The organism is Thermonema sp. (assembly GCF_026003375.1).
Taxonomy (GTDB): Bacteria; Bacteroidota; Bacteroidia; order Cytophagales; family Thermonemataceae; genus Thermonema; species Thermonema rossianum.
Genome location: NZ_BPHD01000001.1, coordinates 1,118,396 through 1,137,640, shown reverse-complemented (window position 1 = coordinate 1,137,640; position 19,245 = coordinate 1,118,396). Strand labels below are relative to the sequence as shown.

Genomic DNA, 19,245 nt, shown 5'->3' with positions numbered 1-19,245 from the left:
CTATACATTTGCAACTAACCAAAGAGAAAACATCAAGCATTATGTACGGACCTCCTGCTTCAGATTATTGGAAAAAAGGGCGTGTTGACCAATGGGAAAAAGGCAATAGCCTGCGTTGGCATCAGGCGGTAGTGCCGGTAAATCTTACCGAGTCGTTGCCGCAGTTTACTGCTGCTTGTCAGGTAGCTTTGCTTGGTTTTATGTCTGACGAAGGCGTAAGACGTAATTTGGGGAGGGTAGGAGCAGCAAAAGGCCCTAAGGCGCTGCGGGCAGCACTTACTTCTTTGCCTTACCCATGGAGCGCGGAACAGTTAGGTGTCTGGGATGCAGGCGATGTGTGCTGTTTGGGTAAGTTCTTGGAAGATGCACAAGAAGATTTGGGGGAGAAGGTAGAGTTGCTTTTGGATAGAGGCGTTACGCCGCTGATAATGGGTGGGGGGCACGAGGTAGCCTGGGGGCACTTTCAGGGAATAGCCCGGCACATGGCAAAAAAGAAAGACAAACCATCTATCGGTATTATCAACTTTGATGCTCACTTTGACTTGCGCAACTATCTGGATATTGGTTCGTCAGGCACACCTTTTTTGCAGATTGCACACGACTGTGAGCGCCGTGGGTGGGCCTTTCACTATCTTGTCATAGGCATTCATTCGATGGGAAACACCCGCGCTCTTTTTGAAAGGGCACAGGCTTTGGGGGTGCGCTATATATCATTGGAAGCACTCTATGAACAACCCATCCCGGGCTTCTATACTTTGCTGGATGAGTTTGTGGCAGATAAAGACTTCCTTTATTTGACTTGTTGCTTGGATGTTTTTTCCGCTGCGTTTGCACCGGGAGTAAGTGCGGTGAATGGCTTAGGGTTGGCGCCGTGGCATGTTTTGCCTTTATTACGACATTTGGTAGCTTCCGGAAAGCCTTTCTCTTTTGATATAGCCGAGCTGAATCCCAAGTATGACATAGATGGGCGTACGGCTAAACTGGCGGCCAAGCTGCTGTATTCAGTAGTGGAAACTAAGGTGCAGGAGTAGGAGCAGCCTCTTGTGCTTCTTGAAGTTTCCGGTAAAAACGCCGGACTTCGGGCTTATCGTTTGCCAGTGCAGCTGCACTTCGGTAGAAGTCTTCCGCTTGTTTTAGGTTGCCTTGTGCCAAAGCACAGTGGGCTTTGGTGAGCCACGCTTCTATGGCATAGACCTCTGTTTTCAAGAGTATGCCGGCATGAAGTTGCGCTTCTGCACATAAGCCGGCGCGCAATGCCCACTGCATGGCATCTTTTCTTATGTCGCTATTTTGGGGGGCAAATTTTAGGGCACGGCATGCCCACTCGTGGGCAGACAGGTAGTCTTCTTGAAGACTGTAGAGATAGCCTTTGAAATGCAGTGCGTCGGCATTTGCCGGTGCCGCCCCGATGGCAAGGGCTATGTATTGATGTGCCTTTGAGATTTTTTCTTGAGCCAGTGCTGCTTCGGCAAGCAATTCATAAACAAGCACGCTATCGGCAGTGCGGAACTTCAAAGCGTTTAATAGGGCTTTTTCAGCTTCTTCCGTGTGATTTTGCAGCAACAGAGCGGTGCCTTGGTACTGCCACGCAAGTGCATCGGCGGAATCGTGGGCGATGAGTTGTTTGCAAATATTTTCTGCCTCTTTTGCCTCGCCTTCATATAAAAGGGTAAGTGTCAGCTCATGCCATTGTTGGCGTCGTATGTGTTCGAGTGTGTCTTTTGAAAAGTGTTGGCTGAGCAATTTTCCGGCATCATAAAGGCAGGCCTGCAGCACGCCTTGGTGTTTGTTTTGCGTTTCCAGCCGGACAACCGGATACCAAAGATAAAGGGCTTCGGAATAGTCGGCAAGAGCTTTCTGAGGTTGTTGCAAGGCTAAATAGACCAGCGCGCGGTCGTGGAACAAGTTTCCCAGCATTTGCGGAGTTTGAGCAGCTGAAATGGCTTTTTGTAAGTAATCAAGTGCTTGCTCATAGGCTTTGTTCTCATAAAGCATGCGGGCGAGCAGTTGATATCCTTCTATGGGCAAAGGTTCGGGAAGGAGCTGAAGCACCTGTATGGCTTTATTGCGCTGTTTTAAACTATACAGGTTTTTCGCCCACAGCACATAGTCTTCTTTATTCAGCAAGTGCGGGGCTTTTTTTTCTACCCATGCCAACAGTTGAAGCGCTTCTTTGTAGCGTTTTCGCCTATATTGGCAATAGGCTTTGCCCACATAGGCAAGGTAAAAACCGGGGGCTTCGTTGATGATTTGATTAAAGTAGCCCAAGGCACGCCCTTCTTCCTGTTTTTCAAGACACAACATGCCTAAGTGAAAGAGCACCTCTTGGCGCAGTGGCGAGGTGCCGGGAAGCGCCTGGTAAGCATAATCAAAATGAGTTTCAGCAGCTTCGGCAAGCCCGGCTTGGGCATAAAGTATCCCCAAGTTGAGGTGCAACTCCGGCGCTTCGGGGGCAAGGCGGTAGGCTTGAAGATAGGCTTGTTCTGCCTGTGGAAAAGAATCGAGTGCCGTTTGCACTTCACCAAGCAATAGCCAAGAGGCGAGCGAATCGGGGTAATGGCAGCTTAGCTGAAGGGCAGTCCGGTAGGCGTCTGCCCATTGCTCGCTACGAAGCAATATATCGCCCTTCAACAACAGCGCATCGAAATGCAGGCTGTCTTCTGCAAATGCAGCCTGCAAGTTTGTGAGGGCTTTGTTCCACTTGCCTTTGGTCGATTGTTTGTATGCCTGCTTCAGCCGGCGTTCGATAGACTGTGATTGAGCAGACGGCAGCCCGGCGAGAAAAAGGAAAAAAAGTACGAAAAGGTGCAGTACTTTTACCATCTACCTACTCTATGAAGTGAATGGGTAACGTTACTTTTGTTCTGTCCCAAATGAGCTCCATATCAACACCATAGGGGGCTTCGGTGAGCTTAATGGTGAAAGCTTCGTACATGTCCTTTGTTTGGCTTACCTTCGCTTTCACCTGCAGGACATCCTGTGCTTTCACTTTTTCGTAATCGTAAGCTCCCCATAATCCCAGCGATTTGTTGAAGATGATGGTCCACTCATCCGGGTTGGGGATGGTAAAGATGGTGTAGGTGCCTGCTTTAAGGATATGGTTCCCTATTTTCACATCTTTGGTAAGGGTGATTTCAGTGGCTTCGTTGGCACCGGTTCGCCATACTTGGTTATACGGCACCAACGCACCAAATATTTCCCTGTTGCGCTTAAATGGCTGTCCGTAGGTGATTTTTATGTAGGTGTCTCCTTTTTTGTAGGAGGCTATAGCAATGGGGCTAAGTCGTTTTTTGGGGCGTATGACCCGCACGCTGTCGTTCAGTATGTCCATCTGGGCTTGTGCAAAAGCAACAGTGGCAATAAGTAAACCGAGGGTAAATATGATTTTTTTCATGGCAAAGCGAGTTTTAGATGTTCATCGTTTATAACGACAACATGTTCTCTAATTGTTTTTTATAATGATTTAATTCTGCAATAATTTCGGGTAGCATTTCTTGTATCATTCTAATATGCGGCTTCAAGCGCATATGCGGGTTGAGTTGGTTGTTAATGATAAATTCCACCTTCTCTACATGATAAATAAGTTCATCGTAGCCCAATATCTGGGCAATAGGCTCCATTTGATGTGCAATATCCCCAATTTTTCTTATCAACTTACCGGCATAGGCTTTCGCCAAAGCTTCTTTCTGGCGCTCAAGTTCCGGTATAGTCGTATTTAAGATAGAAAGCAGCAGTTCTTCATCGTGTTGTGTGTATTCAAGCAGGTGTTCAAAAGAAATAAGGCGCGGAAACGGACGTACTCTTTTGAGAATGGGCGACAGGCTATGAAAAAACTGACTTTCATTGAAATGCTTGGGGATGATGGCATCGCAAGGTAGTGATGAAGTATCTAATTTTTCACTGGCACTAATCAGTACAACAGCGGGGCGTATTTGTTCGCGTTGCTGCGCCTGTAGGTGTTTTAATACGGGTTCTATGGTGCCGTCGGACAGGTGCCAGTCACAAATCAAAAGCTGATAGGTGTTCTGTTCAAGCAGTTCTTGCACTTTGGCTACCGATGATGCCGGCTCTACCTGCATACCGCGCTTCTCCAGTATTTTTTGCAGATAGAGCGAAATGGCGGGATTATCTTCGGCAAGAAGTACCCGGATACCGTGAAAGTCTTCCGGGGTGGGGGCATAGTCTTCTTCAGGCAGGCCGGTTACTGCCTCCGTCATTTTAAATGGCAGCAAGACAACAAAGGTGCTTCCTCTGCCTACTTTGCTCTGCACCTCAATGCTGCCTCCGATGCGCTCGACCAGCTCTTTCACGATGGCCAAGCCCAGACCGGTACCGCCAAAGCGCCGGTAAGTAGTATCGTCTGCTTGCTTATAAGGCTCGAAAATGGTTTGAATCTTTTCAGGGGGAATGCCTATTCCCGTGTCTTTTACTTCAAATCGTACGTGGCACTCTTGCTCGTCGCTTTTATCAAGATATGCTTCTATGGAAATGCCGCCTTGTTCGGTAAACTTGATGGCATTGCCTGTGAGGTTGTAAAGTATCTGGAGCAGGCGGGCAGCATCGCCAATGACGACCGGTGGAATGCTTGCCGACACATAAATGCGCAAAAACAGGCCTTTCTCTTGAGTAGCCTTAAGTAATGACAGTTCCAAGTGATTCAGGATATCCTGAATAGAAAAAGGCTGCTGTACCAGGCTGATTTCACCGGCTTCCAGCTTCGAGTAATCCAGGAAGTCATTGAGCAGGGTTTGCATGTGTTGTGCTGTCCGGTAAATACTCTTAATGTATTCGCTTTGTTTGGCACTAAGCGGTTCTTCTTGTATCAGTTCGGCAAGCCCTATGATACCTTGTGTAGGATTACGCAGTTCATGCGCAATGGCAGCATACAGGCGGTTTTTGAATGCTTGCACCTGCTCCAACTCTTGGTTGCGTAACTGCAGGTTTTCTTTTTCAAGCTTTAATATCCTTTCGTTCGCAAGCAACAGTTCGTTGTGTATGCTGGAGTCATGTGCCGATTGTTGCATATTTTGCAGCCACCGGGCTTCATGACTGAGGTTCTCAACAATGCACACATAGGCATATTTGCTGCGCCCATAAGGCAGTATGTGCAGATTGGCCACCTCAACAGCCGGTAGTTGGGCTATGGGCATATTGATATGCGGAAGCGTAACAGCGTCGCGTTCAGTGATAAGGGTATCTTGCAGGCTGAAAAGCAGTGGAATAAGATCATATAAATTGGCAGGCGCAAACTGTATGAACTTACTTAATAAATGCTCCGGATATATTTCCTCAATACTTCCCGTCTTTGCATGAAAGCGGAATACCAAGTATTGAATCCGCTCTTCTAAGAATTTATTTAAAATGTCTGCTAAGTTTGCTTGTTTAGATGACATAGGTACGAAAAATATCAGTCAATGATAAGCATGGATGTAGGGCGGTGTTTGGGCTTAAAGATACGAAAAGTTTTGAAAGCAAGACCGGTAACAATAGCCGTTCACCCATGAAAAATACAGCTTTTATGGAAAAAATGCGTGCATTCGTCGAGTAGCTATGTGAAACTGTGTTATAACATGTATATTTGTAGTGATTTAGTGATGTTTGTAGTCGTGAGACTACAAGTAAAGGAGCTTCTCTATGAGGAGCTCTTTTCTGTTTTATAACTGAATTTAGCTAAATTTGACCACTTTTAAAACAGTGAAGCATATCATATGATTTATCCGCGTACGATTGAGCAAAAGCTTGGATTCGATAAGTTAAGAAGCCGTTTAGAGGAACTGTGCAGCAGTGAACTGGGGCGGGAGTGGGTTGGAAACATGCGTTTTTCGAAAGACTTTCGTTTGGTGGAGCGCCTGACTCGCCAAACGGCCGAAATGGTAGAAATTCTGAAACATGAAGTCAGCTTTCCGGCACAGACCTATGTCGATTTGCGCAAGCCGCTGCGCCATCTGAAAATAGAGGGGGCTTTTCTTACCGAAGAAGAACTGTTTGATTTCAAGAAGACCTTCAGCTCTTTGCTGGAAGTACTTCGTTTTTTCGATAAAACAGAGCCCCGGCAGTATTCCGAACTGAAAAGCCTGTTCGAGCAGCTGCATCTGGATGACTACGTGATTCGGCGTATAGAGCGCATCTTAAATGACCAAGGCAAACTGCAGGACCATGCATCACCGCAGCTGTTTGAGATACGCAAGCAGCTGTTGAACTTAAGACAGAAGCTGCGCAAGCAGGCAGAGCGTGTGCTGCAGCGTGCGCAAAGCCTTGGTTATACGCCCGACGACGCACAGCCTACTTTACGCAATGGGCGCATAGTCATTCCCGTAAGAGTGGAAAACAAGCGTCAGCTCAAGGGCTTCATTCAGGATGAATCGAATACAGGGCAGACCGTGTATATAGAGCCGGCCGAGCTGGTGGAAATCAATAACGACATACGCGAGCTTGAACTGGAAGAAAAACGCGAGATTATTCGCATCTTGTCGGAAGTAAGCGCCCAAATAAGAGAACAACTGCCTGCCTTTTTGCAGGGGCTTGAAGTCATTGCCAAGCTCGATTTCGTGATGGCAAAAGCCAAGCTTGCCATGGATATGAATGCCACGGCGCCCGCCTTTGTCGAGCGCCCCATGGTAGATTGGCGGGAGGCTGTGCATCCCTTGCTTTTGTTTGCGCATCGTGAAAGTAACAAACCCATAGTCCCATTATCCATTCGTTTGGATGAAGAGCAGCGCATCATTGTTATTTCGGGACCCAACGCCGGTGGTAAGTCCATCGCCTTGCAGACCGTGGGGCTGCTGCAATACATGTGGCAATGCGGCTTGTTGATTCCGGTGAGCGAACACTCTACGGTTGGCTTCTTTGAAGATATCTTCATTGACATAGGCGACGAACAGTCCATTGAAAACGATTTAAGTACCTACAGCTCACATCTGAGCAATATGCGCTTTTTCCTGCAGCATGCCCGTGAGCGCACTCTTTTCCTTATCGATGAGTTCGGGGCAGGCACTGAACCACAGTTGGGCGGTGCCATTGCCGAAGCCATATTGGAAGAGCTGCATGCTCAAGGGGCTTACGGTGTGTTGAATACACACTATGGCAACTTGAAGCGCTTGGCCGACCGTACGCCCGGCATGGTCAATGCTGCCATGCGTTTTGACCTGGACAAGCTCGAGCCGCTCTATCAATTGGTCATAGGGCAAGCCGGCAGTTCGTATGCTTTTGAAATTGCGCGCAAAATAGGATTGCCTAAAAAGATTTTGCAGCGGGCGAAAGAAAAACTGGGCGACGATGCCTTTACCTATGACAAGCTGTTGAAGGAGCTGGCAGAAGAGCGTAAACGCTATGAGCAGCTGCGCCAGCAAACGGAAGAAGAAAAGCGCCGTTTACAAAAAGAAAAGGAAGCTTACGAGAAGAAGTTGGCAGAGTTGCAGGAAAAACGCAGCGAATGGATTCGCCGGGCGAAAAGAGAAGCCAAAGAGTTGCTTGCCGATGTGAACCGCAAGATAGAAAATGCCATACGCGAAATACGGGAACAACAAGCCGAGCAAAACAAAACCAAGCAAATACGCCAAGAAATAGAGCAACTGAAAGAGCAATTTGCCGAGGTGGAAGAAGCAGCACCTGACCAAACAGAAGACTACGAGGTGATAGGGGGCGAAATTCAAGCCGGCGACTGGGTGCGGCTCAAGGATGCCCCTGAAACCATTGGCGAAGTGATGGAAATCACCGGAAAAGATGCCCGTATCATGATTGGGCAGCTGGTTTCGGAAGTGAAGCTCAACCGCTTGGAGCGCATCAGCCGCCGCCAAGCCAAGCAGCAAATGAAGCAAGCCAAAGTGGGCGTGCGTTATGGTAGCGATTTACATGAGAAGTTCAAAAATTTTTCGCATCAAATAGACTTACGCGGAATGCGCGGCGAAGAAGCCATTCAGTTGCTCAATAAATGGCTGGACGAAGCGATTTTGGTAGGTGCCAAAGAACTACGCATTGTGCATGGTAAAGGCGATGGTATCTTACGCAAACTGGTGCGCGAAGAACTACGGCGTTACCCCCAAGTGCTTTCATTCGGCGATGAACACATAGAGCGGGGGGGCGATGGAGTGACTATCGTGAAAATGGCATAATTTATTGGAACAAATCCCGTTCCTCTTATATAGTTTTCGTATTTTACCTCAAATGTAGTGTAGTTTGCCCATGAAAAGCGTCATTGTAAACAAACCTGAACAAAAAGAAATACGCGTAGATATAGACTTACCTGCCTCTAAGAGCTTGAGCAACCGCCTTTTGTTGATTGAAGCCTTGGCTCAAAAACAAAAAAAACAAAGCGGCTACACCTTCCGCAACCTTTCAACTGCCAACGATACTTTGGTGATGCAGCGTTTGTTGCAGGAAGCCAAAGAAGGCGCTATTCTGGATGTAGAAGATGCCGGCACGGTCATGCGCTTCATGACGGCTTACTGTGCTGTTAACAACCTGCCGGTGATTCTTACCGGTACCTATCGCATGCAAGAGCGTCCCATTGGCGATTTGGTGGATGCCCTCAATCAGTTAGGGGCACAGATAGAGTACGTCAAGCGCCCCGGATATCCCCCCATCAAAATCCGGGGGTTTGTGCAGCGTTACCCCAAGGTTACCATTCCCGGCGGGGTGAGCAGTCAATTCCTGTCGGCACTACTGATGGTAGCCCCCACCTTGCCACATGGGCTGGAGATAAACATAGACGGATTTTTGCGCTCGCGCTCTTATGTGGAAATGACTGTGGGCTTGATGGAATACTTTGGCGTGAAGGTAGTTTGGGAAGGCAACCGCATCAAGGTGGAGGCACAAGAGTACCAACTGCGCGACTATACCGTAGAGCCCGACTGGTCAGCTGCCGGCTATTGGTACAGCATTGCTGCCTTGGCACCTTTTGCACATATCACCTTGAATGCTTTGACAGAAAACTCGCTCCAGGGCGATAAGCGGCTGGTCGAGTGGATGCGCCCCATGGGGGTTTACACTACTTTCACCCCACAGGGGGCTGTGCTTACCAAAACCGATGAAGCTCGCGAGGTAGAGTTTGACTTTACCGACAACCCCGATTTGGCACAGACCTTTATTGCACTGGCTGCCGCCAAAGGCATCGAAATGGAAGCCTACGGTCTGGAATCATTGAGACTGAAAGAGACTGACCGCATCCGCGCCTTGCAAAACGAATTGATGACCTTGGGCTATTGGCTCGACGAAAAACACAACGGCGAGTGGAAGCTGGTGAGGGTATCGAAGCGAAATGCGGATAAAATCCCCGCTTTCGATACTTATAAAGACCACCGTATGGCCATGGCTTTTGCGCCTTTGGCTTTGAAGCTGGGCAAGGTGAAAATCAACGACCCGGAAGTGGTAAAGAAATCGTACCCCCACTTTTGGGAAGACCTGAAAAAAGCCGGGTTTGGCTTGGAGTTTACGAACCAATAAGCGGATATTGAGGGTTATTAAAAATAAAAAGCCGGACAGCCATGAAAAAAAGAATCAATGTGGGCATTGTGCTATGGTTATTGCTCCTGTGCAGCTCCGCGGCATGGGCACAGGGTAAATTTTCTTTCAATAAAGAAATTCATGACTTTGGTAACATAGACGAAGGCACCGTGGCTACTTATGAGTTTGTGTTTACCAATGTGGGCGATCAGCCCATTGTGCTGCAAAGTGTGTCGGCTTCTTGTGGTTGCACCACGCCTTACTATACCCGTGAGCCCGTTTTGCCCGGGAAGAAAGGCGTTATCAAAGTGTCTTATAACAGCTTGGGGCGCCCCGGTGCTTTTACCAAGAGCGTGACCATTCGAAGCAATGCGAGCGAGCCCATCAAAACCCTTTTGATTAAGGGCTATGTGCATCCCAAAACAGAAGCCAAGACCAACCCCGATGCGCCTGACCTGCGTTTCGACAAGACCGTATGGCAAGTAGGCAGTCTGCAGCAGGGGCAATCGGCCAAGGGCACTTTCATTTTAAGAAACAACGGAAAGAAAACGCTGGAAATTTACCGCGTAAGCACTTCTTGTGATTGCATAGAATACACCCTGGGCAAGAAAAGAATAGAGCCCGGTGAAACCACCGCCATTGAAGTGCTTTATACTGCCAAGAAAGCAGGCAAGCAAGTGCGCGACTACATTCAATTGCAAACCAATGATGGAAAACAGACTTTCCATTCATTGGTCATCATGGCAGATGTGATAGGCAGCTCGCCGGTGAAAGAGAACAACGCCAATCCTTTGGGATTTTGAGAGACTATTCTTTCTTGAAAACAAGCAGCGGATGAGCGGCAGATGGACCTCATCCGCTGTTGCTTCTTTAAGGCTGAATGCTTGGCGATGGAGCTACCCGGCCTCCTTCGGCTTGCTCATAGCGGGTGAGCCCGCTGAAATCAACAAAGCTGGTAATGAGGTTGTCAAAAGCCGGACGGATGAAGATGGTAACGCCCACAATCACAAATGAGAGCAAAACAGCCACCGCCACGTTTTTGTTTTTTATCTCTTCTATCTCTTCAATGTCTTTGGTGGCAGAAACATACACGTTCAGGCTGATGAGAATGAGCAAGAGCGCGCCCACCAGTGAAGTTAAATAGAAGACGATAAAATAAGCGAAAGCCACCGCCAACATGCCGGCTTTAAGCTTATTGCTACTGAGTACCATTACCTTCAAAGCCTGCACCGAGGGCTCGATGCTGTTTTGTGCCATTAAGAAAATGGACAATACCAAAGCCCCTTTGAATACAGCCACTGCCAGATTACCTTCCTGTATGGTGCGCAACGAGTCTTGTTTTAAAATAAGCTTATCTACAATCTTGAGCGCCAGGTAAAGCGTCAACAAACCAAAGATAAGCGAAAGGGCAGTTTCGTAAAGAGCCACAAATACCAGCTGTTGGTTCATAGGTGTGAGTGTTTAGAGTTGTGTCAGTTCAAAGATGCTTTTTCTATGTTCAATACCGGACCATAATCCCAAGCCGGGACACCAAAGGCAGTGTGTGCCGGACCTACCGGGTCGCAAATGATGTATTTTTTGCCTTGGAAATCCACCCAATCCTGGTAGGGGTTGGGCTCACCTTCTATGCCCAGAAGCAGGTGCCCCGCTACGGTGATGTAAACGATTTTATCGCGAAAGCGGCGGTCGTGCATAAGTACACTGGCAAAGAGTACCGATTTACTATCGCAGTCGCCCTCGCGTTCGAGCATGATATGCACCGGTGTGTAGAAGTCCCAAATGTATTTGTTGCCGTAGTAGTCGCCCGGACGCTTGTAGGGAATATCTTGGCAAAAACGCAAAAGCTCTTCTATATAATCGGTAAGGGGGGCATCATCGCCTACTTTCTTTTTGAGCAGCACATACAGCGGCTCGGTGTATTTGTGATAATAACGCAACACGGCGTTGTAGTCCGTGCATATATAGCCATCTTTGTCGTAGCGAAAGAACCCTTTCTTTAAAATTCTTTCTGCTTCCTCTTCATCATAATAACTCTGAAAAAAACTTTCGGAAAGTCCGTAGGCAGACAGGCTTCGCCTTACTTCTGTTTGCTGCAGCAGCCACTCCCACATGTACAGGTCCTCCATAATGTCTCGATACGAAAAGCGGAAGTGGTACCACGGCGGTTCGGGGTCACTTCTAAACACAGGCTTGCCTTTTAATGCGGTAAAGTGGGGTGGGGGTGGTGGCAGAATATTGGCATCGGACTCTTGCTCGCTTTCATTACGCGACACCACGTCGTTGCGCCTATCGACACGCACAGACCGGTGTTTGTCTATGGTTTTTTTTACCTCTTTCGACTTTGGACTCCACATCGAGCGGATGGCTTTCGTCCTTAGCTTTTTCTTCATCATTGAAGGAGAGCTCTTCTTCAAAAACAGTTTCCTCTTCGTCTGTATAAATCTCATCCTGCTCTGTTTCGTTTTCTGCAAGCAGGACTTCTTCTTTGAGGTATTCCTTGTAATACACCGTCACGATGCCGGCGGCAATCAATAGCCCGAATAGCGTGAGGGTGAGGAAGAGTATCCATTTGAAGAAATTAAATACTGTCTTGAAAAAGTCCATAAAGCCTGCTTTTCCCTTTTATTAAGATAAACAGACTTTTATGATGGTGCAAAAAAACAGAAAAAATAAAGATGCTTTTTCCGTCCATGCTCGATAGGCAAAAAGAACGGGCAGTGCATCCGCAGATAACCGCCCGTTCCCCGTAAAACTTTGTTTGATTAATAGCGGAACTGTACGCGATAAGGCACGCCTTCCGGGGTAATGATATCCATAATAATACCACCGGCAATACGTTCAATGACCTTTTCTACCTCTTCGGGTTTTTCTATTTCTATGTTGTTGATGCGCACGATGATGGTGCCTTCTTTCAAGCCCAAGCGGTAGAACAAGCCACCTTTGAGTTCTTTTATTTTTACTCCATTGGGAATGCCATAGCGTTTTCTTTCAAGGGCAGGAATGGCTTCAAAAACAGCTTTCAGTGTTTTTGATTCATACACGTAGGGCTTATAGACGGTGGGCTTGCCGTCGATATTCACTACCTGCACACTCTTTTGATAACTTTGGTTGCCGCGGCGGAAATAAACTTTCACCTCATCGCCCGGCGACAACAAGCTGATGGCTTCTTCATAATCTGCCAAGCTGCGGATGGGCGTGTTGTTCAATTGTGTGACGATATCACCTACTTCCAAGCCTATGCTTTCGGCAGGGGTGCCTTTCCATACGTCTATCACTACGGCACCTTCCGTATGCTTCAAATTGAGCTTTTTTACCAATTCGGGGGTGATTTCTTCGGCTTCTATGCCCAAAACGGCTTTCTGTACGATGCCGTAGCGCCGCAGGTCTTCATATACGCGCTTGGCAATATCGGACGGCACGGCAAAGCCATAGCCTACATAAGAGCCATGTTTCGACAATATGGCTGTGTTGACGCCAATGAGCTCGCCGCGCAGGTTGACCAAGGCGCCACCGCTATTGCCCGGGTTAATGGGGGCGTCGGTTTGAATGAAAGACTCAATAGGGAATTGCCCTTTGTTTAGATGCAAGCGGCGCCCTTTGGCACTCACAATACCTGCCGTAACCGTAGAAGTAAGATTAAAGGGGTTGCCTACGGCAAGCACCCATTCGCCAATTTGGACTTCCGAAGAGCGGCCCCACCGGATGGCAGGCAGATTTTGAGCTTCTATTTTCAGTACTGCCAAGTCGGTAGAGGCGTCGGTGCCTACCAGACGGGCAGTGTAGCTGTTTTTGCCATGAATGACTTCTATTCGTTGGGCGTCGTCTATGACGTGGTTGTTGGTGAGAATATAACCATCGGGTGAAACGATGATACCCGAGCCGGAACTGAGTTCTATGTTGCTTTGCCCGCCATAGCCAAAAAACCAATCCCAGTAGTCGACGGCTTGCCGCCCCTCGTAATAGGTTTTGATATACACCACCGAGGGGGTAGTCAAAGCAGATGCCTGCACGAAAGCATCATCTTTTAAAGGCAGAGTGGCAGCTTGAGTATTGCTGTCGTAGCGGGCTTGATATACGACTGCCTGTGGCGTGGTGCCATCGCTTTCGACAGAAGGGAGGGAAGGGGAAAATAAATAATGGTTGTAAATGAAGCTGCCGCCCATGCCGGCCACAAGGGCAAGGGCGATATTTCCTATTGTCTTTTTCATGCTTGAATCAGAATTAAAGGTTCCTTTACAAAAGTACAATTTTACTGATAGAGTTCCTTTGACAGAACGAATTAAACCCTTGGTCGAGTATGTGTCTCCTTTCGTCCAAGTAAAGAAACATAAGCATGTTAAGCTTTTGTTAAGTAGTTACCGAAGGCTTACTTTTTTGAGTTTCAACGGATAAATTTGCGGAAATGAAATATAAAAATATGAAAAAACAATTAGGCTTAACACTGTTCCTCACTTTCATTGCATGCACTTGGGCATACGCACAGCTTACGCTTAGTAACACCAATCCCGCTCAAACCATTACTTTCGATGCTACCTTGAGCGGCGTAAACGATGGGCAATTCGCCGGTTCCGGTTTTTCGCCTGCCCCTTCCGGCGGGCAGCTCGATTCCGATGCATGGGCAGTTACCGGCTTAAGCGACGGTGCACCTTGCTTTTGGTGGCACTGCAACCGCCGGCGACTTTGCCCGGGGGACAAGAACCGGAGGGGTAACGACCGGCGGCATCTATGCCTTTGAAACCGCTGCCGGCGATTATTGTTTGGGCGTGCAGCCCACAGGGACTGACTTTACCCCCGGTACTTTTACCCTGCGTATTCAGAATACGGGCAGCACAGCCATCACCGAGCTGAGCATAGCTTATGAAATCAAAGTTTATAACAACGAGGGGAGGGCAAGTACTTTCAACTTTGAGCACTCGACAGATGATATGACTTATACACCGGCATCTGCCTTGGACTACACCTCACCGGAGGCTGCCGATGCTTCGCCTGCCTGGCAGACAGTCAATCGCAGCATTACACTCACGGGACTGAATATAGCACCGGGAGGGTATTATTACCTGCGTTGGACAAGCGATGATGCCGGCGGTTCCGGCAGCCGCGACGAACTCGGCTTGGACGACATCAGCGTATCGGCGGTTTTTTCACTACCGGCACCTGAAATAGACGTACGCGGTAACGGCATCAGCATTGTGTCGGGCGACGCTACCCCCTCCATTGCCGATAATACTGACTTCGGGGCAGTGGAAGCGGGCTTTGGCAGTAAAGCCCATACCTTCACCATCCACAATACCGGCAGTGCGGATTTGAACTTGACCGGTTCGCCCCGTGTAACTATCAGCGGACCCCATGCTGCCGATTTTTCGGTAACTGTGCTGCCATCTACCCCCATTGCAGCCGGCGGCAGCACTTCTTTTCAAATTACCTTCACTCCCTCGGCATTGGGCACACGCAGTGCCACCGTAAGCATTGCCAACGATGATGCCAACGAAAACCCCTATACCTTTGCCATACGGGGAACCGGCAGCTATTCCACCCAATCCGACATTATCGCCGACCCTGCCTTTACTTATCCGGTCAATATTCCTTACATCAACTATCAGGCAGCGGACATCACGGCAGCAGGCATAGGCACCGATGCCATCGAAATAGCCCGCTTTGTGATTCGCGACGGGGGCGGCGCTGCCGACAACGACAACCAACCCACCATCTTGCAGAGCATCAACTTTGCGGTGCAGGGGTGTGCTTCCATCCGGCGTATGGCTATTTATGACGGCACCACCGAAGTGGCTGAAATAACCCCCTCTTGCAGTTTTGCCAATTTTAGTGGTTTGAACTTGATAGCGCCTGACGGCGGAAGCAAGACTTTTAGCGTGGTAGTGAGTTTTCAAAGTACGGTCACCGACAATCAGCAGATACGCTTGACCGTGCTCTCTGCTACCGAAGCCCCCAATGCCTCGCTCTTCGCTGCCGATAATGCAGGGGGAGTGCAAACCTCTACGGCCGGCGACGACAACCGCTTGGAAGTGGTAGCTACCCAATTGTATTTTGCACAGCAACCTTCCGATGTGGGTATAGAAGACATTATGACGCCTTTTGTGCGTGTATGGGCAGTGGATGCCAACAACAACATAGACTTGGACTACAGTGCCAATATCACGCTTAGTTCCACAGGCAGCATGTCGCCCGCGCCTTTGGTGATAACTGCTGCCAACGGGGAAGCGGTTTTCAACAATATTGTACACACCGCCCCGGGAAGCGGACTGACCTTGCAAGCCGCTGCTACCGCTTTGAGTGCTGCTACAAGCACACCCTTTAATGTGTACAATCAAACCGTGCTGCAACCCGGCGACCTGATGATTGTTGGCTACGATAACTCGATAGGCGGTGGAGCAACCGACCGTTTGGCAATAGTGGCGTTGGTGGATATTATACCCGGTACCTCTTTTGTACTTGCCAATGCTGTGTATGAAGTAGGCGACCCGGCAAACGTGCGTTCGGGGCGCTGGTTCGATTGCAATGGAACAGCCGGTACCAACATATCCGCCTATCGTATTACTTACAATGGAGCGGGTAACCTGCCTGCCGGCTCGGTGATTTGCATGGACTTGCCGGGCACGGGCTATGCTACCAATTTCAGTGTGGGCGGTGCCCCTTCGACTGACTTCGCTGTGTCTTCTATCGATGGAGGATGTGGCAATATGTCTCTTTTTGTGAATATATCTACCAATGATCCCGATGCCATCTTTTTGATGCAAGGGAGTTGGGTTTGCCATGGCAGCTACTACACCTTCAGCGGGCGTGTGCTCTCGGGTATTCAGTCGGGGGGTAATTGGTATAGCGTAAGCGATGACTTAAGTAGCCTGCCTGACGGTACTGCCAAGCGTCAATCGCGTATTCCGCCTGCCATCGAGTGTTTTGCCATTCAAAGCATTGGAAGCCCTATCAACTATTATGCTTATTACAGTGGACCTACTACCGGCAGCCAACCGGCTTTGATAGGGGCTATATTGAATTATGTAACCAATTGGACAGAAGACAATGGTGATGGCAGCGACAATATTTCTGCTTTTATATGTGGAACAAGCTTCACCGTGACCGGTCCCGGAACAGATGGCTTGTGGACCGGCATAGACGATAATAATTGGTTCAACTGCCGCAACTGGGAAACCCGCCGCGTACCTGACGAAACTGTGGATGTTACTGTCAGCGCTTCGGCGCCTAATGACTTGGTCATTAGTGCTGCAGCTGCTTATTCCGATACCTATGCCGACACGGCACGCTGCCGCCATCTCTTCATTACCTCACGGGCGGTGCGCCTCGAAGGCGACCCTGCCAACGTCTTGCATGTGTATGGCAATTTGGTGATTGACGCAGGAGGAAGCTTGGATATGAATGACGGCGTTGCCGCTAATCCGGACGGTACCTTGCTGATTGCCGGCCATTGGAACAACCAAGCAGGGGCTGCCGCCTTCGATGCCGGGGAAGGCAGTGTTTATTGGGTAGGCAATACACAGCAGCAGTTATACAGTGTCGCAGGAAATGAAGCCTTTTACGAAGTACATATGGAAAACCCCGCCGGCTTATTTTTGAATGCTACCAACCTGCGCGTGGAACAGTTGATGGTATTTCAAGACGGGGTGGTGCTGGCAAATCAAGACCACACTTCAACCACTTATAGCCCGCGTGTAGAGTTTGCTGACAATGCCTTGGCTTTTGCTTCAAACAATAGTTACGTGGCAGCTTGGGTGCGTAAAGAAGGCAACGATGCCTTTACCTTCCCCATAGGCGATGATGGCTATTATGTGCCCATTGGTATGTCCGCACCGGCGGCTGTTACAGACCATTTCACTGCGCTTTATCGCCACGTATCGCCGGCACCTTACTACGACATCAATCAAAAATCACCTACATTGAGCCATGTGAGCAACTGCGAATTCTGGATGCTCAACCGCACGGCAGGCAGTTCGGCAGTGACGGTTACGCTCTCTTATGATGATGTGCGCAGCTGTGGCATTACGGCAGGGCAAGAAACCGACTTGCGCGTGGCGCACTGGACCGGCAGCCAATGGTTCGATGAGGGGGGCACGGTGAATACCTCGAACCGCACGGTAAGCACGGCAGCCCCTGTTGCTTCTTTTAGCCCCTTTACTTTGGCATCTACTACCTACTTCAACCCCTTGCCGGTAGAGTGGGTGCTCTTTGAGGCTTATCGTGAACAACAGTCGGCTGTGTTGCGCTGGGAAGTAAGCAATGCAGAACAGAACACCGGCTTTGTTGTAGAAAAATCAATCGATGCACGGCAGTTTGAAGTGGTGGGCGAGGTGCAGGCTATAGCCGGGCAAAATGCTTATCAGTGGATAGACAACACCTTGGGGGCGGGGGCTTATTACCGCATAGGGGCTATTGCTGCCGATGGAAGTACCAAATACACAGCCATACGCTACGTGGAAGGTACAGAAGCTGCTTTGTCGATATACCCCAACCCTTTGCCACGGGGTGTTAAATTGAATATAGAAGGTATAGCCGGCAATGCCATAATCTCCTTGTGCCTACTGAATGCTTATGGACAGGTGGCAGGTGAGTGGCAGGGGAACCTCCGTAGTGTGGAAGCAAGCATGCAAAATACTTTAAGTTCATTGCCTGCCGGTACTTATATATTACTGCTGCAAGAAGGGACGCAGCGGCATACTCTGAAACTGGTTAAAGAATAAAGCAAGTGATGATATAGCGATATGAAGCCCTCACTACGGTGAGGGCTTTTTCTTGTAGCGAAAATCTTTTGGAAAATTACTGCTGTCCGGCATACCTTTGAATTACCGAAAAAAAGATGACTGTGCTTCCAATGCGTCTTTATTTGTCGAAATGTCTTCTTTTTCTGTTTGGCTGTCTCTGGGGAGGGCATATGCATTTGGCGGGGCAGCCGTCTGCCATCATTATCGATGCAGACACTGGCAATAGCATTGACGATTTGTATGCTATTGCCTATTTGTTGCAGCAAGCCGGTAGCCGGGTGGTGGCGCTTACGGCAGCTCATTTTAACAACCCGGACTTACTGAGCTATCGCCACTGGAATGGCTATTCAACCAAGGGTATCCGCACGATGAAAATAAGCTACCGGCTAAATAAAAAGTTGTTGCGGGCAGCCGGGTGCCGGCATTATGTGCGCTGTGTGCCGGGGGCTTCTTCCATGGTTGGCAGGGCATGGGGGGGAAGCGCCCCGCGTCCCTCAGCTGCTTCACGCTTGATTATAGAAGAAGCTATAAAGCTCAATGATGATGAGAAGCTCCACGTGATTGTTACGGGTCCTGTGACCAATGTAGTGTCGGCAATCATAGAGCAACCGCAGATAGCGCATCGTTTGGTGGTATATGCCATGGGGGGCGACTATGACCCTAAAAAAGGGGTATGGAACAAAGCAGAGTTCAATGTCCGGAACGACCTCAATGCCTTTGACTATTTGCTCAACAGCGAAGTGGAATTGCACATCATGCCCGAATCTGTTGCCCGGCAACTCGTATTTCCCAAAGAGGAAACCCAACAAAAACTTGCCCGGGTGGGCGGCAAGTTGTCTTCCTGCCTTTCTAAGCGATGGCAGCGGCTGGGTGAAGTAGAAGCGTGGAGTATGTGGGACTTGGCATTGGCAATAGCTTATATGCAGCCGTCGCTGGCAAGAGAGGAGGAAGTGTTTACACCGCCCGAAAACAGGCAACGCAAGGTGTGGGTTTACACGGCTATTGATGCCCCGGCAATGAAAGCTGCTTTTTGGAACTCTTACCTATCGCCCGACAACTAACAATACTCCTT

14 protein-coding genes are annotated in these 19,245 nt (G+C 49.0%); 7 read left to right on the top strand and 7 right to left on the bottom strand.

Going from position 1 to position 19,245, the window contains the following annotated elements:
• Positions 1 to 41: 41 nt before the first annotated feature.
• A complete protein-coding gene (hutG, locus tag QVE43_RS04785; protein WP_288004711.1) occupies positions 42 to 1,031 on the top strand; it encodes a formimidoylglutamase in 990 nt (329 codons plus the stop codon).
• Here hutG and QVE43_RS04780 read toward each other — a convergent pair.
• The 3 genes from QVE43_RS04780 to QVE43_RS04770 are packed head-to-tail and all read right to left on the bottom strand — an operon-like array spanning position 1,015 to position 5,393.
• Positions 1,015 to 2,823: a tetratricopeptide repeat protein gene (locus tag QVE43_RS04780; RefSeq protein ID WP_288004709.1), complete on the bottom strand. Its 1,809-nt coding sequence runs from the start codon at positions 2,821 to 2,823 to the stop codon at positions 1,015 to 1,017. The genes hutG and QVE43_RS04780 overlap by 17 nt on opposite strands.
• 4 nt (positions 2,824 to 2,827) lie before the next feature.
• On the bottom strand, positions 2,828 to 3,394 hold the full coding sequence (locus QVE43_RS04775) for a DUF2911 domain-containing protein (RefSeq protein ID WP_288004707.1): 567 nt from the start codon (positions 3,392 to 3,394) through the stop codon (positions 2,828 to 2,830).
• Positions 3,395 to 3,422: 28 nt separating this feature from the next.
• Positions 3,423 to 5,393 (bottom strand): ATP-binding protein, encoded by a 1,971-nt coding sequence (locus QVE43_RS04770; protein ID WP_288004705.1) that lies wholly within the window; start codon positions 5,391 to 5,393, stop codon positions 3,423 to 3,425.
• 315 nt (positions 5,394 to 5,708) lie between these two features.
• On the opposite strand from QVE43_RS04770, the gene QVE43_RS04765 reads away from it, so the two are divergent.
• From QVE43_RS04765 to QVE43_RS04755, 3 genes are all read left to right on the top strand, one after another.
• Positions 5,709 to 8,111: an endonuclease MutS2 gene (locus QVE43_RS04765; RefSeq protein ID WP_288004703.1), complete on the top strand. Its 2,403-nt coding sequence runs from the start codon at positions 5,709 to 5,711 to the stop codon at positions 8,109 to 8,111.
• 70 nt (positions 8,112 to 8,181) lie between these two features.
• Positions 8,182 to 9,441 (top strand): 3-phosphoshikimate 1-carboxyvinyltransferase, encoded by a 1,260-nt coding sequence (aroA, locus tag QVE43_RS04760; protein ID WP_038032709.1) that lies wholly within the window; start codon positions 8,182 to 8,184, stop codon positions 9,439 to 9,441.
• A gap of 41 nt (positions 9,442 to 9,482) precedes the next feature.
• Positions 9,483 to 10,244, top strand: coding sequence for a DUF1573 domain-containing protein (locus QVE43_RS04755; RefSeq protein ID WP_071837500.1), 762 nt, complete (start codon positions 9,483 to 9,485; stop codon positions 10,242 to 10,244).
• A gap of 67 nt (positions 10,245 to 10,311) precedes the next feature.
• On the opposite strand, the gene QVE43_RS04750 is transcribed toward QVE43_RS04755, so the two are convergent.
• The 4 genes from QVE43_RS04750 to QVE43_RS04735 form a co-directional block, all read right to left on the bottom strand.
• Positions 10,312 to 10,890, bottom strand: coding sequence for a hypothetical protein (locus tag QVE43_RS04750; protein WP_288004700.1), 579 nt, complete (start codon positions 10,888 to 10,890; stop codon positions 10,312 to 10,314).
• Positions 10,891 to 10,913: 23 nt separating this feature from the next.
• The gene (locus tag QVE43_RS04745; RefSeq protein WP_288004698.1) at positions 10,914 to 11,795 is read right to left on the bottom strand and encodes a hypothetical protein; all 882 of its coding nucleotides are present in this window, start codon (positions 11,793 to 11,795) and stop codon (positions 10,914 to 10,916) included.
• Positions 11,728 to 12,045, bottom strand: a complete 318-nt coding sequence (locus tag QVE43_RS04740; protein ID WP_288004696.1) for a hypothetical protein — start codon at positions 12,043 to 12,045, stop codon at positions 11,728 to 11,730. Before QVE43_RS04740 ends, QVE43_RS04745 begins: the two co-directional genes overlap by 68 nt.
• 158 nt (positions 12,046 to 12,203) lie before the next feature.
• Positions 12,204 to 13,649, bottom strand: coding sequence for a trypsin-like peptidase domain-containing protein (locus tag QVE43_RS04735; protein ID WP_288004694.1), 1,446 nt, complete (start codon positions 13,647 to 13,649; stop codon positions 12,204 to 12,206).
• A gap of 209 nt (positions 13,650 to 13,858) precedes the next feature.
• Between QVE43_RS04735 and QVE43_RS04730 the strand changes: the two genes are divergently transcribed.
• The 3 genes from QVE43_RS04730 to QVE43_RS04720 all read left to right on the top strand — a co-directional run bounded on the left by QVE43_RS04730 (position 13,859) and on the right by QVE43_RS04720 (position 19,234).
• A complete protein-coding gene (locus tag QVE43_RS04730) occupies positions 13,859 to 14,176 on the top strand; it encodes a hypothetical protein (protein WP_288004693.1) in 318 nt (105 codons plus the stop codon).
• Entirely contained in the window at positions 14,082 to 18,152 is a 4,071-nt protein-coding gene (locus tag QVE43_RS04725; RefSeq protein ID WP_288004692.1) for a choice-of-anchor D domain-containing protein, read from the top strand. Before QVE43_RS04730 ends, QVE43_RS04725 begins: the two co-directional genes overlap by 95 nt.
• A gap of 116 nt (positions 18,153 to 18,268) precedes the next feature.
• On the top strand, positions 18,269 to 19,234 hold the full coding sequence (locus tag QVE43_RS04720; RefSeq protein WP_288004690.1) for a nucleoside hydrolase: 966 nt from the start codon (positions 18,269 to 18,271) through the stop codon (positions 19,232 to 19,234).
• The last annotated feature ends 11 nt before the right edge of the window (positions 19,235 to 19,245 follow it).

What these genes read in the sequence shown, in the direction of transcription:
- hutG (WP_288004711.1), top strand. Translation starts at nt 42, where the DNA reads ATGTACGGACCTCCTGCTTCAGATTATTGGAAAAAAGGGCGTGTTGAC.
- QVE43_RS04780 (WP_288004709.1), bottom strand. Translation starts at nt 2,823, where the DNA reads ATGGTAAAAGTACTGCACCTTTTCGTACTTTTTTTCCTTTTTCTCGCC.
- QVE43_RS04775 (WP_288004707.1), bottom strand. Translation starts at nt 3,394, where the DNA reads ATGAAAAAAATCATATTTACCCTCGGTTTACTTATTGCCACTGTTGCT.
- QVE43_RS04770 (WP_288004705.1), bottom strand. Translation starts at nt 5,393, where the DNA reads ATGTCATCTAAACAAGCAAACTTAGCAGACATTTTAAATAAATTCTTA.
- QVE43_RS04765 (WP_288004703.1), top strand. Translation starts at nt 5,709, where the DNA reads ATGATTTATCCGCGTACGATTGAGCAAAAGCTTGGATTCGATAAGTTA.
- aroA (WP_038032709.1), top strand. Translation starts at nt 8,182, where the DNA reads ATGAAAAGCGTCATTGTAAACAAACCTGAACAAAAAGAAATACGCGTA.
- QVE43_RS04755 (WP_071837500.1), top strand. Translation starts at nt 9,483, where the DNA reads ATGAAAAAAAGAATCAATGTGGGCATTGTGCTATGGTTATTGCTCCTG.
- QVE43_RS04750 (WP_288004700.1), bottom strand. Translation starts at nt 10,890, where the DNA reads ATGAACCAACAGCTGGTATTTGTGGCTCTTTACGAAACTGCCCTTTCG.
- QVE43_RS04745 (WP_288004698.1), bottom strand. Translation starts at nt 11,795, where the DNA reads ATGTGGAGTCCAAAGTCGAAAGAGGTAAAAAAAACCATAGACAAACAC.
- QVE43_RS04740 (WP_288004696.1), bottom strand. Translation starts at nt 12,045, where the DNA reads ATGGACTTTTTCAAGACAGTATTTAATTTCTTCAAATGGATACTCTTC.
- QVE43_RS04735 (WP_288004694.1), bottom strand. Translation starts at nt 13,649, where the DNA reads ATGAAAAAGACAATAGGAAATATCGCCCTTGCCCTTGTGGCCGGCATG.
- QVE43_RS04730 (WP_288004693.1), top strand. Translation starts at nt 13,859, where the DNA reads ATGAAAAAACAATTAGGCTTAACACTGTTCCTCACTTTCATTGCATGC.
- QVE43_RS04720 (WP_288004690.1), top strand. Translation starts at nt 18,269, where the DNA reads ATGACTGTGCTTCCAATGCGTCTTTATTTGTCGAAATGTCTTCTTTTT.